This is a genomic window from Psychroflexus aurantiacus, from assembly GCF_010820555.1.
Taxonomy (GTDB): Bacteria; Bacteroidota; Bacteroidia; order Flavobacteriales; family Flavobacteriaceae; genus Psychroflexus; species Psychroflexus aurantiacus.
This window is the reverse complement of record NZ_JAAIKD010000003.1, coordinates 404,681-419,046: the sequence shown is the minus strand read 5'-3', so window position 1 is coordinate 419,046 and position 14,366 is coordinate 404,681. Positions and strand designations below refer to the sequence as shown.

Genomic DNA, 14,366 nt, shown 5'->3' with positions numbered 1-14,366 from the left:
ATGGAAATTAAAAACATGAATAATTTACCAAGACCCTGTCAGAAAGTCGCTGAGTTCAGCGATAAGCAGCAGTATGGCGAAGCCGGCTTTTGGGAAAAACTAAGGGTTCAGATCCATATTTTGCACTGCAAACACTGTCATTCCTACCATATTAAAAACGAAGAACTGACGCTGCTCCTACAGAATCATGAACTCAAGTTCCTTTCCAAATCCGAAAAAGAAGAGCTTAAAGCCAGGATGGCTTTATAAAAAGAAATTCCATACCATACCAAAGCGAATGGCAAAATCCCTGTAGGGCTGCCTTGGTGCTGCAAAATTGGTATTCCCCTCCAGTAGTGTCGTAAAATTCTCCAGCTTAAAGAAAATTCGAGCTTCTCTGACCTTGGCATTCAGGAAGAAGTCGAGCGTGTAAAAGCCTTCGAGTTCCTGAGTATTCTGAAGCGCAAATTCAGAAAGGACAGGATCGTAGGCCTTACTCCTGAAACTGCTAAAGTAACTGAAGGTTAACCCCGTCTGAAGATACAAGGCCTTGTTAAACAGATAATTATCATAGAACAGCGAGTTTCTGGTCACAAATTCGGGGACAGGAAAAACAGATTCTCCCTCCAGCACATTTTGGTACAGGACCGTATTGGCCAGATTGAAATGTCCGTACTTAAAATCTTTGACGGCTTTTAGTTTGAGGTATCTGATCTGTAAATCGGTTTGCTGTGGGCTCACTAAACTGTCCGCTAGAGAACCTTCCGGAGCGCTCAGGTACTCAAAGTAAGCATGGTTGTCTATTTGAGTGAGGGAGGCGGTTAGGCTTCCATAGACTTCAGACCTGGCCTCGGCTTCCAGATGCTGGGTAATGACGTTTTCATAATCGGGATTGTACCAGTTGTAATTTTCATAATCGCTTTGGTTCAGGATCCAGTTCAGGTTGGGAGCCGCAGAACTCAAATCTATTCTGGCCGAAAACTGAAGCGAATCGGAAAGGCTTTTGCTGGCTTTCCCGTGAACCGCGTAGCCGCCAAAACCTCCCGTGATATTGTAGGAGGCATCCCCCTCGAGTTTAAAGCCTTTGTAGGTTTTTGAATAGGTTCCCCCCAGACTGATTACATCCCTTTGGATGAGGTTGGGAATCCGCTTGTCTTCCAAAACGACAATGGAGTTGTAGAGGTAGTTGATATTGCTGTGACTGGCTTTAAAGCCTATTCTGCCCAGGTGATTTTGCTTATAGGACAAAAGCAGGGTGTTGGATACATTCTGATATTCCACTTCGTCCTGCAGGTCGGCGTTTTCAAATGGCGTTCCAAAAAACTCAGGGGTGGAACTACCCTGTATGAATCGGTATTCCTTATCGGTAAAATCCAGGACGTGCTTCAGTCGGATCTGGCCGTTCTGTGTAGAATCATTGCCGGGGCGAATGTTGTAAAACTGGTTGACGTAAAACCGCTTGGCATCCAGTTCGGTTTCCGCATTATCCAGCCTGACTTCTGCAGCAGCCCTGTTTTGAATTTCCTGAATTTCATCTAAAAACTGCTGGTAAGAGCGATCTGTCAGACCCCCGTTTTCCTCGTTAAAAATATCCTGCGCCGCAAAATGTGCCCTGACAAAATACCGGTTATTTAGGGTTCTGTAATTCAGTCCAAGCCTTAGGTTTCCCGTGCTGGTCAGTTCTCTCTGGTAATTTCCCAGGGACCGTAAACCCTTGTAAGCGATGGAGAGATTCAGGTTGGGTTTCAGGTTGGTGGCAAAGAGGGCATCCAGGGTCTGACCCTGTTCAAAAACAGTTTTGAAATAAAGCTCAGTTAGCGGCGTCGGTACTTCGTAATAGTGAATGTCTTCCACCTCCAGATAATTGAAATGCTTGGCACGGGCGCCAAAGCGAGGCAATGCCTGCAGGTCATCAAACGCATAGCCCAGTTCGGTATAGGGTCTCCCTACATTGGAAAACGGCAGCAACTCAAACGCATCTTTTCTCAGATAATTAAACTTATAGTCTTTTCGAATGCTTAAGGTGGTATCCACATAAGTGGTGTCGTTGCTTATGGAGATGATTTTATATTTGGAAATATTGGGTTTTTCACGATCGTCTTTGACCGACCGTGTTGTTTTTCTATCGAAGAGCTCATCGTCTTGACTGGTTTTATCGTCTTTACCTTTACCTCCGCCATCTATTGATTTTAATACTTGAGCCTGAGACCAGGTGGTAAAGAGGAGGAAAAAGAGAATGTAAAATACGGACTTCATTAGCAGTTTTAAAACGTGAGCAAAAGTATCATTTTTAGTTTACTTACGTTTTAATGTCCTCCATAATTCAATTAAGAATCTGAGAATTTATATTTTTGTTGCTGAATTTGATTATGCTTCAACTCAATTATCAAACCAAATACCTGGAATGCGGAACCGATGAAGCGGGTCGGGGTTGCCTGGCCGGTCCTGTGACTGCCGCTGCTGTGATCTTACCCGCCGATTTTCAAAATGAAATCCTCAACGATTCCAAACTTTTAACCGCCTCAAACCGGGAATTTTTAGAAGAGATTGTAAAAGACAGTTGTGTCAGTTTTGGTATTGCTCATATCGATATGGGCATTATCGACGAGATCAATATTCTGAATGCTTCTATTCTGGCGATGCATAAGTCTATTCAGAAACTAAAGCCCTGTCCGGAACTGATTCTGGTGGATGGAAACCGGTTTAAGCCTTATAAAAAAGTCAGACACGAATGCATCATCAAAGGCGATTCTAAATTTCTCAGTATCGCGGCGGCTTCTGTTCTGGCCAAAACCGCCAGAGATGCCTATATGAAAAAAATTGACAGGGAATTCCCGATGTATGGCTGGGCACAAAACAAGGGCTATCCCACCAAAGCCCACCGCAAAGCCATTCAAACCTATGGACTGACCAAATATCACAGGCTCAGTTTTAAGCAATTGCCGGAGCAAATCGAATTAAAATTATAAACCAAAAGGTATATGGGCTTAGATTCCTATTTTAACCTAATTTTGTGTTTTAAATACCTCAGTTTATGCGTCCACTTTTTATAATGATTTGTTTTTGCCTTGGCTTAAGTGCATGTCAGTTCGATTCGAAAGGCGTGCAGGGAAAACTCATAGACTTTATTCCGTCTAAGTCGGTCCTGATTTTAGAATCCGAAAACCTTTCCCGCTCGGTCGAAGAGCTCACGGCGACCGAATTGTTTCAGAACAATGCGTCCTTACCCGTTTTCAAAGACATTCAGGACAAGTTTAAGTTCATCCGTTATTTCGATCTGGATGCAGAGGCCTTTCTGGCCGTGACGCCCATAGGGGAGCGTGAACTCGCCACCTCGCTGATTATCGAGGACCGGTACCTTCAGCTGGATTCACTTCAACTCACCAAACAAAAAGAAATCGATTATGCCGGTCAGGTGATTTCAGAATTTGAACTGGATCAGGCAACCTTCTATTCCACGCTGATCGAGCAGGTAAGGATTTCTTCAGAATCCAAACTGATCATCGAGAACGTGATCAGAGCCTACAACAATCAGTTTAAATTCGATGAGCTCTTCTACAAAGCCCATAAAGCAGCCACAGGAGAAACTTCGGCTTTTATCAATCTCGAAGAGGCGCATTATCTGTATAAAAACGAGTTTGACGACCTGAATGCCAAATCCCTGAAAGGCCTGGGCAAATGGCTGAGCATTGACCTGGAGATCTCCAAAGGTAGCTACACCTGGTCCGGGGCGATTTTAAGCAATGCCGCCTCCAAAAAACTCGACTTGTTCAGTGGAACTTCTCCGTCTGCATTTCGACTGCACGAAGTAACCCCAGTCAATGCCACCGGATTTTTAAGTCTGACGTTTTCTGACTTTGAAAGCCTTCAAAACAACAGAGCTGATCAAAACCATACCGCCACCTCTCCCTTTAGATTTATATTTGAAGACAGCAAACAGGTAGGAGCTATCGCGCTGGAAAACGGCGCTTTGGTGTATGACATGCTCAGTTCCAATGTGACCCGAACTTTGGATTCTCTGTCTATGAAAGTGCAGCAGGAAACCACGTTCAGAAATCAGACCATCTACACATTTCAGCCTGAAAACGTGTTTGCCGATTTTTCACCGCTGCTGTCCAATCACAAATTTTCTGTCTTTACGGTCTATGACAGTCATTTCCTGTTTGCTAAAAACCAGGAGGCTTTAGAAAGTATATTGATCAACATCAATAACCGGTCGGTTCTGAGTGAGTCTTCCTCGTTTCAGGATGCCGTAGACAAGATGAGTGCTTCGGCGCATATGGTCTGGGGCGGGCAACTGGAGGCCATCGTCGATCAGCTCGAGAACTCTGCTGCTGAAGATTTCGCAGCCAACTTTAAAAATTTCTCTGCGGAGGGGTACAGTTCTGTCATCATGCAGGCGACCCAGGAGGATAATTTTGCCTTTGTCAATGGCATTTTATCCAAAACCCGGTCTGAAGCCAAATCTGAGGAAGCCATTCAGGTGAAGCGCATCAAACTCGACCACAGCATCGCCACCGAGCCTTCTCTGTTTACCAACTGGAGAACGCGGCAAAAAGACATCGCGGTTCAGGATGAGACCAACACCTTACACCTGATTGCTCAGGACGGGAAGACCATCTGGACAAAGCCGCTGGACAGCAGAATAGTGGGGGAGATACTCACCCTGGATATTTATAGAAATACAAGACTGCAGATGGCCTTTACCACGCAGAATAAGCTGTATGTCATCGACAAGAACGGGAATTCCGTAGCGCCCTTTCCTCTGGAGTTTAAAGATTTCATCTCTGAAGGTTTGGCGATTTTCGATTACGATCAAAATGGAAAATACAGGTTTGTCGTGGTTCAGGGCGATGAGGTCCTGATGTTCAACAAAGAAGGGAAACTGGTGAAAGGCTTTGATTTCAAGTCCGGAAGTAAAATTCAGCGTACACCCCAGCACATCCGCATCGGTAGAAAAGACTACATCCTGGTTGAAAACGAGCAGGGTCTGAACATCCTGAACAGAACCGGCGGGGTGCGTGTCAATCCCAAGCAAAGCATATCTACGTCGGGCAATGCCTGGGGTCTGCATAACGCGAGTTTTACAGGAACCGATGCCGAGGGAAACCGTATCGAAATCTCCCAGAGCGGAGCGGTGAAGACCACCGCCATGGACCTGTCTGATAATCATTTTATCGCGGTGAGCCCCAAACACGTGGTGACCTTTTCAGAAAATAAACTAAGCATCAACGGCGTGACTAAAACCCTGGATTACGGCCTGTATCTGCCTCCGCAAATCTACGAGCAGGCCAACAGAACCTATTTCAGCATTGTCGATCAACAGGCGGATAAAGTCTACCTCTTTGATGAGCAGGCGGAACTGGTTTCCGGATTTCCCGTCTTTGGAAACTCACATATCGAACTGGATTTGCGGGCCCCCACTGCATTGAATTTTATTGTGAAAGGAGACGACAATGCGATTTTGATTTACAACAAATCGCTTTAGGACTCCGTGAGCCTGGCTTCGAAAAGTTCGGCAAAGTGTTTTTTGAGTTTGGCTTTGACTTCCTCTACGGGAATTTCGGCTTTGCCGAGTTCCACATTCAGTGAGGTGACTGCCTTGTCCCGGATACCGCAGGGCACGATGTTATCGAAGTAACCCAAATCGGCATTCACATTAAAGGCAAATCCGTGCATGGTCACCCAGCGGGACGCGCGAACACCCATGGCGCAGATTTTTCGGGCAAAGGGAGTGCCCACATCCAGCCAGACCCCGGTTTCGCCTTCACTGCGCTCGGCTTTTAGTCCGTATTCTGCCAGGGTGAGAATCACCATTTCTTCCAGAAATCGGAGGTACTTATGAATATCGGTAAAGAAATTCTCCAGGTCCAGAATGGGATAGCCCACCACCTGACCAGGGCCGTGGTAAGTGATGTCGCCCCCGCGATTGATTTTATAAAAGGTCGCTCCTTTTTCGGCCAGCTGCTGTTCATTCAGCAGTAAATTGGATAAATTCCCGCTTTTCCCCAGGGTGTACACGTGGGGATGCTCTACGAAAATCAGGTGATTTTCGGTAGGCAAATCGCTGGATTCCCGTCGGTTTTGGATTTTGGTGTTAAGGACGTTCTGGAACAATTCCTCCTGAAAATCCCAGGTTTCTTTATAATCGCGTTGCCCCAATTCCAGGACTTTTATCTCTTTATTCATGACTTTTTATTCTAAGGCAAAGGTAAACTTTATCACGGAGACGTATGTTTTATTTTAGATTAAGTCAGGGTTTGTTAACAGTTTTGTGTAGTCGTGTAATCGAGTATTCGTGTAATGGGGACTTAGCAACACTGCCCTGCCGACTATACGATTAGTGGTGCAGCCACGCCGAATATTCGAATAGGCGAAGCAAGTTAAGAGGCCTTCGATAACTATCGAAATGGAGGTTATTTAGAAAACTTAACCATCCTTTTCTTTTTTGCATCGCCCAAAAAAGAAACAAAAAAGTCTAGGCTTATTTTTATGTCTTTGAAAACTACAAAAGCGGCTCCACCTCGCAAAGCAAACCGTTTCACTAGTGCTTTGCTCCTTCGCCCTCACTTCACCACTTTTTTGTTTTGCTACATCCATAAAAAGTAGGCCGAGTTTAAGATCCTAACTTTTAAATATTTTCTTCAATTTTGATTTGTGACTTACCACTCAAGACTCCTCACTAAAAACCCCACCACTTCTCACCACCTCACCACATCACCACATCACCAAAATCTGAACTCCAGTAACGGATATCCAACAAAAAACGTAAATTTGACCAGTAATTAAACAGCATGTTTTTATCTCAATCAATTAGTAAAGGAAGCGAAAGTATCATTGATCAATACCGTTTGGAAAAAATTAGAAGAGAATTTCAATACAGACTTAAAACACTTACTTTATGATTCGATCTTATAATTATTCAATATACAAATGATGCAGACGCGCATTTATCAAAAGGAAACCAACCGGAATATTCCAAAACTTTTAAAAGAAAGTCTACGAGATTTGAACAAGTCCCGGTTTTTAGCCTTCCAGCTGGCTAAACGCGATATCACCGCCCAGTACCGGCAATCTTATTTGGGGATACTCTGGGCGTTTGCACCGCCCCTGGCCACCGCCTTTGTCTGGATGTTTCTGAATTCCAGCGGGACGGTGAAAATTACCGATACCGGCGTGCCTTATCCTGTCTACGTGTTTGCAGGAACCCTGCTATGGTCTATCATTACGGCGTCCATTACCTCGCCGATTCAAAGCACCAACTCTGGCAAAGGCATCATGTCCAAGATCAACTTTCCTAAAGAAGCCCTCATCATGTCGGGTATACTGAAACTGCTTTTTAACACCTCCATCAAAGTCATCCTGCTTTTTATCTTTTTATTCAGTTACGGGGTGGGGCTCAGCTGGGGACTGCTTTTATTTCCGTTTGCCATGCTGGGGGCCATTCTGATCGGCAATACCATAGGCTTGCTGCTCACGCCCATAGGCATGTTATATACCGATGTTTCGAAAATTATAGGTTTTAGCATGCAGTTTTTAATGTATGTAACTCCAGTGGTCTATAGCATTCCGGAGACCGGAGTGATGCGGACTGTTATGCAATACAACCCTTTAACCCCCATAGTGGTGGTAGGACGGAATTTAGCCCTTGGGATACCTTTAGAATATACCACTTACTTTTTAATCATATTTGGTGCCAGCATACCTTTGTTTCTGTTAGCTTTGGTGTTTTACCGGATATCGATTCCTATTTTTGTTGAACGTTTAAGTGCCTAAATGATGATGGAGCAAGAGACCACCAGCCAAATAAACAAAGACGTTACTGAACCCAAAGAAACCCTGGTCGAGGTGACCGGACTGTCCAAGAAATTCTGTAAAGATCTAAAAACCAGTCTGTGGTATGGGGTGCAGGATTTGGTATCCGGTTATTCGGGCAACAAAGAAAAACGCGAGTTAAGACCCAAAGAATTCTGGGCGGTCAAAGACATCAGTTTTACACTGAAACGCGGCGAGTGCTTAGGTCTTATCGGTCATAACGGCGCAGGTAAATCCACCCTGCTTAAAATACTCAACGGCCTCATCAATCCGGATGAAGGCAAGGTAGTGATGCGAGGACGCGTCAGTGCGCTTATAGAACTGGGGGCCGGGTTTAACCCCATATTGAGCGGTCGGGAAAACATCTATAACAACGGTGCTATTTTAGGCTTTACCCGAAAGGAGATTGATTCTAAAGTAGAGGAAATCATAGACTTTGCCGAAATACGGGAGTTTATAGATATGCCGGTACAAAACTACAGCAGCGGGATGAAGGTGCGTCTGGGCTTTGCCGTGGCGGCACAGATGGAGCCGGATGTGTTGATTATTGACGAGGTGCTGGCGGTAGGGGATTTGGGCTTTGTTTTGAAATGCTTTAAGAAGATAGATACTATCCTGCCTAATACGGCTATTGTTTTTGTATCACACTCTATGCCCATGGTGTCGCGGATTTGTAATCAGATTATTCTATTAGAAAAAGGAGTGGTAAAATTTCAAGGGCAGAACGTATCAAGTGGAATTGACTTGTATTATAATAAATTTTCAACAAATGAAAATTCTCAGATTGTTTTCTCGGATAATTCAATTGAATTAAAAAAAGCTTGGGTTGATGGGGTTGTTCCTTCAAATAATATTTATCATATTCTTTGGGGAAATACGATTGACTTGAAATTCAAAATTCAAAATAAGAACCTGTCAAAAATACCATACATTTCTTTAGCAATTTATGATAAAGAACAAAGAGGTATTGCTGAGGTATTGCCGGAAAACCAAGATTTGAAAACAATTGAAAACCAGGATGAGATTACGTTTACTTTTCAGCTAAAAAATATTTATTTATCAAAAGGCATTTACAATATAACTTTCACTGCATCAGAAGATTTTGGTTTTAATGTTTATTATAAAACCCACAAAGCTATTTCAATACAAATAGAGCATGATAAGCAAATATGGACACCTTTTTTAATGGATTCAAAAACAATTGATGTAAGATGGTGTTAATGAGAATAGTCAAAAATATAATTAAGAAAATAACAAATAAGTTAGGTTATGAAATAATAACCTTTAAAAATTATAATCAATTAGCACTAAATAAAAAAGATTATAAATCAAATACTTATGCTAAAAATAATTTGTTGGACAATTTTTTCACTATTTTAATTAACCAAAATTATTATCCGGAGACAATTTATGATATTGGCGCCAATAAAGGTACTTGGACTAAGGAGTGTTTGAAATATTTCCCTGATGCCACGTACTATTTGTTTGAACCTCAAATTAACTTAAAAACGGATCTTGATTTACTTTTTAAGAAACATAAAAATATTCATTTATTTTCAGTGGGAGTAGGTCATGTAAATGATGAATTAAATTTCACAATGCATAAAAGGGATGATAGTTGTACATTTAGTTTTTCAGAGCAAGAGGCACAAAACAGAGGATTTAATCAAATAAAAGCACCCATAGTAAAACTTGAATCTTTTGTAAAGGAAAATAATTTAAAAACACCTTCTATTTTAAAAATTGATGCAGAAGGTCTAGATTTAAAAGTTTTGGAAGGGGCGAGCAACCTTTTGAATAATGTTGAAATCATTATGGTAGAAGTGGGAATAATGAATGGAAGGATAAAAAATTCTGCTTTAATAATGAGTAATTATCTTGATGAAAAAGGATTTAAATTATTCGACATTACAGATATTAATCGACCATTTTCTAATAAAGTATTATGGCTTTGTGAATTTGTCTATATAAAGAAAAACGGAAAGCTTGATAAAAATTACGCAGTGGAAAATATATGATCAACGTCACCAAAACTTATTTCCCGCCGATAGAAGATTACCAAAGACAATTGGAACGTATTTGGAAAAACCAGTGGCTGACCAATAATGGTGAATTGTATAAAGAACTGTCTCAAAAGCTACAGGTTTACTTAGGGGTGAATAATATCATACCGATGACCAATGGAACCTTGCCGCTTCAGATTGCTTTAAATGCCTTTGGAGAGGGTGGAGAAGTGATTACAACGCCTTTTTCTTATGTAGCGACGACGGCGACGATTGTCTGGGAAAAGTGCACGCCTGTCTTTGTGGATATTCACCCCGAGTATTTGACCATTGATGAAACTAAAATAGAAGCGGCTATCACGGATAAAACCACTGCTATACTGGCTACTCATGTGTATGGAAACCCCTGTGCTGTTGAAGAGATTGAAGCCATAGCCAAAAAACATAAGCTGAAAGTGATTTATGATGCAGCCCATTGTTTTGGAGTGAAGTATAAGGGGTACTCTATTTTTAATTACGGAGATGTCAGCACTTGTAGTTTTCATGCCACCAAGTTATTTCATACAGGAGAAGGCGGTGCCTTATTATGCCAAGATGAAGCCACTCGGCAAGAGATGTGGTTTCGCCATAATTTTGGACATAACGGCCAGGAAGAATACTATGGCTTAGGACTTAATGCAAAAATGAGTGAGCTTCAGGCTGCTATGGGCTTAAGTGTTTTACCCTATATGGAGTATATCTTGACTGAGCGCCAGCGCGTCTGCAAGTATTATGACAAACATCTGGATTTTAATTTGTTGAGTAAACTTAAACTCAGAGAAGGTACACAGTGGAATTACAGTTATTATCCAGTTGTTTTTAAAAGTGAATCCCAACTTTTGAAAGTAAAATCCAAGTTGGAAGCTCAAGATATCTTTCCTAGGCGTTACTTCTATCCAAATTTGGAAGACTTACCTTATATTCAGTCTTCACAATGTCCTATAGCTGATGATATAGTCAAAAGTGTGTTGTGTTTGCCGATTTATGATAGTTTAAGCCATGAAAATTTAAAACAAATAACTTCAATTATCAATTATGACTAGGGATAGCAAATCGATTGCAGTTATGCAGCCTTATATATTTCCTTATATCGGCTATTTCCAGTTGATTAAGGCTGTGGATGAGTTTGTTTTCTACGATGATGTCAATTTTATTAAAAGAGGATGGATAAATAGAAACCGAATTTTAATAAATGGCACTGATAAATTAATTTCAATTCCATGTTTACAAGCAAGCCAAAATAAGTTAATCAATGAAGTAAATGTGGATTTTGAAAATAAGCACTATAATAAAGTAATATTATTAATTTACCATTCTTACAAAAAAGCACCTTATTTTGACTCAGTTTACCCTATTTTAAGTAAAACTTTTGATATTAGATCTTCTACTATAGCTGAATTAGCGATTAATAGCGTGAAAAATATTTTGAATTATCTCGAAATAGAGAAAAAAACAATAGTTTCTTCTAAGGAATTTGCTTTTAATAGAGGTCTAGAAAAAAGCGAAAGACTAATTGATATAACAAAAAAACTAGAAGGCAACAAATACGTCAATGCTTTTGGTGGAATGGATTTATATGAAAAAAAGGACTTTAAAAAGTTTGGAATTGAACTGCAATTTTTAAAATCTAATATTAAATCTTATAAACAATTTACAAACAATTTTGTTCCTGGTCTATCTATTATAGATATTCTGATGTTTAATAACAAACAATCTTGTATTGAGATGTTAAGCGATTTCGAACTATTATGAAGAATATAGCATTATTTAGCGTTCCAAGATCAGGTTCATCATGGTTAGGAGAAATTATAAATAGTTCGCCTGAAGTAGCCTATAGATTCCAACCTAATTTTGCCTATACTTTTAAACCACAATTAAAAGAGGATTCAAAAATTGAAAAAATAAATGTTTTTTTTTATAAGCTATACCTCAGCAAGGATGAATTTGTAAACGGAAAATTGAGTATTAGCGGGGCGAAAAGGAATTTGAATTTTGAAAAGCATAAGGAGTCTACCTTATTTTTTAAAGAAACACACTATTTAAATGTGATTGAAAATTTATTGAAAACTTCTGATACAAAAATAATAGGTTTAGTAAGATCTCCTTTTGCTGTTATAAACTCGTGGATTAATATTCCAAAAGAATTTGATCCCAGTTGGAGAGTCAAAGAAGAGTGGAAACATGCATTACTTAAAAATAAAGAAAAATGCACTCATTTTTTCGGTTATAATAAATGGAAAGAAGTCTGTTTTCTTTTTTTGAGATTTAAAAAGCAATACCCAGATCAATTTTATCTTATCAATTATGATGATTTGTTGTTGAATACAGTATTGGAAATTAAACAACTTTTTAAATTTTGCGATCTGGATTATTCGGAACAAACCGATATTTTTATAAAACAATCAACTTCCACTGAAGCGGAAGATCCTTATGCTGTATTTAAACAAAAGACAGACGATATGGGTTGGAAAAAAACATTACCTAGTTACATTGAGAAAGAAATTAAAGAAGATTTAGATTTTAAGATTCTTAATCAAGATTTCAAATGGATATAACCGAGTTTAAGAAAACATACGAGAAGAAGAAGGTTATTGAAAATGACAATCAGGTTACTCACAACCCGGTTGTATCGGTTTGTATTCAAACTTATCAACATGTCAGTTTTATCGAGCAATGTCTCGACAGCATTTTAATACAAGAAACAGATTTTAACTACGAAATCCTATTAGGAGAGGACGCTTCAACCGATGGGACCCGAGAAATTTGTATGGATTATGCCAATCGATTTCCAGATAAAATCAGATTATTTCTTCATCATAGAGAAAATAACATAAAGATTGGTGGACAACCTACGGGTCGATTTAATTTTCTTTACAATCTATATTCAGCTAACGGAAAATATATTGCCGTTTGTGAAGGCGACGACTACTGGACAGATCCTTTAAAATTGCAAAAGCAGGTGGATTTTCTGGAGGAGAATAAAGGCTATGTCATCTGTTTTCATAAAGTGGCTTTATTATCCAAAGGAGAGTTGTTGGAAGATAATATAACGATAGTGCCTAAAAATCATGAAACGATCACAGACCTAGCTGAAAAAGGGAATTACATACATACCCCATCGGTAATGTTTAGAAGTCAAAATCTAAATTTTCCAAATGAATTTAAACTTTCGTCTATAGGCGACTTTTTTTTATATATGCTCTTAGCAAGGAGTGGAAAAATAGGGTATATTGATGAAAAGATGGCGGTTTATAGGTTAGGCTCAGGGATTTGGAGCAACAAGACTGCTTTCGAAAGGAATTTGAAAACAGCTTATACCTTTGCTTTATTGATAAAAACTAATCTATTTAGTGAGAAGGTTAATCAAATACTACTATACAGAATACGTTCATTTCTTAAACGATTTAAGGATCAGCTAGATTTAGAATCTTTAACCATGCTTACAATAACCCCATCTATACGAAATACTTTATATCAATTTTTCTTAGATTCTGCTAATCAAGAAATCTTAAAAGAAGATATGGATTTGAGTTATAGTCAGCTTGTAAAAAGTTTAAAACGAAAATTATTCAAAAGGTTAAAATCAATTACTAATTAATGACAAATCCAAAAGTATCCATTATCGTCCCGAATTATAATCATGCTCAATTTTTAGACCAACGCTTGGATACAGTTTTTAATCAGACTTATAAAAATTTTGAAGTCATTCTTTTGGATGATGCCTCCACCGACGGCAGTCAAGAAATATTAAAACTTTACAAAAACCATCCAAAAGTAACGCATCTGATTTTAAATTCTAAAAATTCAGGTACACCCTTTAAGCAATGGAAAAAAGGAATTAGTCTGGCCCAGGGAGACTATATATGGATAGCTGAGAGTGATGATTTTTGTGAGTTATCTTTCTTAGAAACTCTGATACCGTCCTTAACTGAAGAGACTGGTTTAATTTATTGTCAAACCAAGGATGTTGATGAAAAAGGTGGTGTATTATTTGATAGGGTTGAATATACCTCAAAGATGCAGCCTAATTTTTGGTTAAGTGACTTTGAAATGGAAGGAGCTGAGTTTATTAATAAGGGTTTGTTAGTTAAAAACGTTATTCCTAATGCTAGCGCTGTGGTGTTTAAAAAATCCTTGGTTAAACCCTCGTTTTTTTTAAATTCTTTGCTTGATATGAAAATGTGTGGAGATTGGTTTTTTTGGATGCAATTGACGAAAAACACAAAAGTAAAGTTTATAAAACAACATCTAAATTATTTTCGCAACCATAAGTCAATTAGCCGTATTCATGAAGACCATGAAACCAGGAAAAAACGATTGTTAGAAGAATCTAGTATTAGGTGCTTTTCAGAATCAAAATATGGATTAATTTCGCATGAAATGAACTTGTTACTATATAAAAAGTGGTTTAACCTACATGATAAATTTTCTCTCTTTAGTTCCAAGTTTTATAGAGTTAAACAACCATCTACTAGTAGATTAAACTTGCTATTAAATTTTATTCAATTTAAATTAAAGAATTCATAAGTT

General features: G+C 39.2%; 13 protein-coding genes. 11 read left to right on the top strand and 2 right to left on the bottom strand.

All coding sequences use genetic code 11. The features are described from left to right. Entirely contained in the window at window positions 1–249 is a 249-nt protein-coding gene (locus G3567_RS07355; RefSeq protein ID WP_164004674.1) for a hypothetical protein, read from the top strand. Here the strand turns inward: G3567_RS07355 and G3567_RS07350 are convergent. Beyond that, complete coding sequence (locus G3567_RS07350) at window positions 244–2,235, bottom strand: putative porin (RefSeq protein WP_164004673.1); 1,992 nt, start codon at window positions 2,233–2,235, stop codon at window positions 244–246. The genes G3567_RS07355 and G3567_RS07350 overlap by 6 nt on opposite strands. A gap of 113 nt (window positions 2,236–2,348) precedes the next feature. Between G3567_RS07350 and G3567_RS07345 the strand changes: the two genes are divergently transcribed. Both G3567_RS07345 and G3567_RS07340 read left to right on the top strand, forming a co-directional pair. Further along, the gene (locus tag G3567_RS07345) at window positions 2,349–2,948 is read left to right on the top strand and encodes a ribonuclease HII (protein WP_164004672.1); all 600 of its coding nucleotides are present in this window, start codon (window positions 2,349–2,351) and stop codon (window positions 2,946–2,948) included. A 65-nt stretch (window positions 2,949–3,013) separates the two neighbouring features. Beyond that, window positions 3,014–5,467, top strand: a complete 2,454-nt coding sequence (locus tag G3567_RS07340; RefSeq protein WP_164004671.1) for a hypothetical protein — start codon at window positions 3,014–3,016, stop codon at window positions 5,465–5,467. On the opposite strand, the gene lipB is transcribed toward G3567_RS07340, so the two are convergent. Further along, window positions 5,464–6,168 carry a lipoyl(octanoyl) transferase LipB gene (lipB, locus tag G3567_RS07335; protein WP_164004670.1) on the bottom strand — a complete coding sequence of 235 codons (705 nt, stop codon included), beginning with the start codon at window positions 6,166–6,168 and terminating at the stop codon, window positions 5,464–5,466. The two genes, G3567_RS07340 and lipB, sit on opposite strands and share 4 nt — an antisense overlap. Window positions 6,169–6,912: 744 nt before the next feature. Here lipB and G3567_RS07330 point away from each other — a divergent pair. From G3567_RS07330 to G3567_RS07295, 8 genes are read left to right on the top strand one after another with little or no spacing between them, the layout of a single operon-like run. Beyond that, window positions 6,913–7,755, top strand: a complete 843-nt coding sequence (locus tag G3567_RS07330) for an ABC transporter permease (protein WP_164004669.1) — start codon at window positions 6,913–6,915, stop codon at window positions 7,753–7,755. After that, window positions 7,756–9,015 (top strand): ABC transporter ATP-binding protein, encoded by a 1,260-nt coding sequence (locus G3567_RS07325; protein ID WP_235923516.1) that lies wholly within the window; start codon window positions 7,756–7,758, stop codon window positions 9,013–9,015. Further along, window positions 9,015–9,812, top strand: a complete 798-nt coding sequence (locus G3567_RS07320) for an FkbM family methyltransferase (protein WP_164004668.1) — start codon at window positions 9,015–9,017, stop codon at window positions 9,810–9,812. The genes G3567_RS07325 and G3567_RS07320 overlap by 1 nt, the downstream gene beginning before the upstream one ends. Further along, window positions 9,809–10,879, top strand: coding sequence for a DegT/DnrJ/EryC1/StrS family aminotransferase (locus G3567_RS07315; protein WP_164004667.1), 1,071 nt, complete (start codon window positions 9,809–9,811; stop codon window positions 10,877–10,879). Before G3567_RS07320 ends, G3567_RS07315 begins: the two co-directional genes overlap by 4 nt. Further along, window positions 10,872–11,588, top strand: a complete 717-nt coding sequence (locus tag G3567_RS07310; protein ID WP_164004666.1) for a WbqC family protein — start codon at window positions 10,872–10,874, stop codon at window positions 11,586–11,588. The genes G3567_RS07315 and G3567_RS07310 overlap by 8 nt, the downstream gene beginning before the upstream one ends. Next, the gene (locus G3567_RS07305) at window positions 11,585–12,391 is read left to right on the top strand and encodes a sulfotransferase domain-containing protein (RefSeq protein ID WP_164004665.1); all 807 of its coding nucleotides are present in this window, start codon (window positions 11,585–11,587) and stop codon (window positions 12,389–12,391) included. Before G3567_RS07310 ends, G3567_RS07305 begins: the two co-directional genes overlap by 4 nt. After that, window positions 12,382–13,434 (top strand): glycosyltransferase family 2 protein, encoded by a 1,053-nt coding sequence (locus tag G3567_RS07300; RefSeq protein ID WP_164004664.1) that lies wholly within the window; start codon window positions 12,382–12,384, stop codon window positions 13,432–13,434. Before G3567_RS07305 ends, G3567_RS07300 begins: the two co-directional genes overlap by 10 nt. Beyond that, window positions 13,434–14,363, top strand: coding sequence for a glycosyltransferase family 2 protein (locus G3567_RS07295; RefSeq protein ID WP_164004663.1), 930 nt, complete (start codon window positions 13,434–13,436; stop codon window positions 14,361–14,363). Before G3567_RS07300 ends, G3567_RS07295 begins: the two co-directional genes overlap by 1 nt. The last annotated feature ends 3 nt before the right edge of the window (window positions 14,364–14,366 follow it).

Coding starts and splice junctions, on each gene's coding strand:
- G3567_RS07355 (WP_164004674.1), top strand. CDS start 1: ATGGAAATTAAAAACATGAATAATTTACCAAGACCCTGTCAGAAAGTC.
- G3567_RS07350 (WP_164004673.1), bottom strand. CDS start 2,235: ATGAAGTCCGTATTTTACATTCTCTTTTTCCTCCTCTTTACCACCTGG.
- G3567_RS07345 (WP_164004672.1), top strand. CDS start 2,349: ATGCTTCAACTCAATTATCAAACCAAATACCTGGAATGCGGAACCGAT.
- G3567_RS07340 (WP_164004671.1), top strand. CDS start 3,014: ATGCGTCCACTTTTTATAATGATTTGTTTTTGCCTTGGCTTAAGTGCA.
- lipB (WP_164004670.1), bottom strand. CDS start 6,168: ATGAATAAAGAGATAAAAGTCCTGGAATTGGGGCAACGCGATTATAAA.
- G3567_RS07330 (WP_164004669.1), top strand. CDS start 6,913: ATGATGCAGACGCGCATTTATCAAAAGGAAACCAACCGGAATATTCCA.
- G3567_RS07325 (WP_235923516.1), top strand. CDS start 7,756: ATGATGATGGAGCAAGAGACCACCAGCCAAATAAACAAAGACGTTACT.
- G3567_RS07320 (WP_164004668.1), top strand. CDS start 9,015: ATGAGAATAGTCAAAAATATAATTAAGAAAATAACAAATAAGTTAGGT.
- G3567_RS07315 (WP_164004667.1), top strand. CDS start 9,809: ATGATCAACGTCACCAAAACTTATTTCCCGCCGATAGAAGATTACCAA.
- G3567_RS07310 (WP_164004666.1), top strand. CDS start 10,872: ATGACTAGGGATAGCAAATCGATTGCAGTTATGCAGCCTTATATATTT.
- G3567_RS07305 (WP_164004665.1), top strand. CDS start 11,585: ATGAAGAATATAGCATTATTTAGCGTTCCAAGATCAGGTTCATCATGG.
- G3567_RS07300 (WP_164004664.1), top strand. CDS start 12,382: ATGGATATAACCGAGTTTAAGAAAACATACGAGAAGAAGAAGGTTATT.
- G3567_RS07295 (WP_164004663.1), top strand. CDS start 13,434: ATGACAAATCCAAAAGTATCCATTATCGTCCCGAATTATAATCATGCT.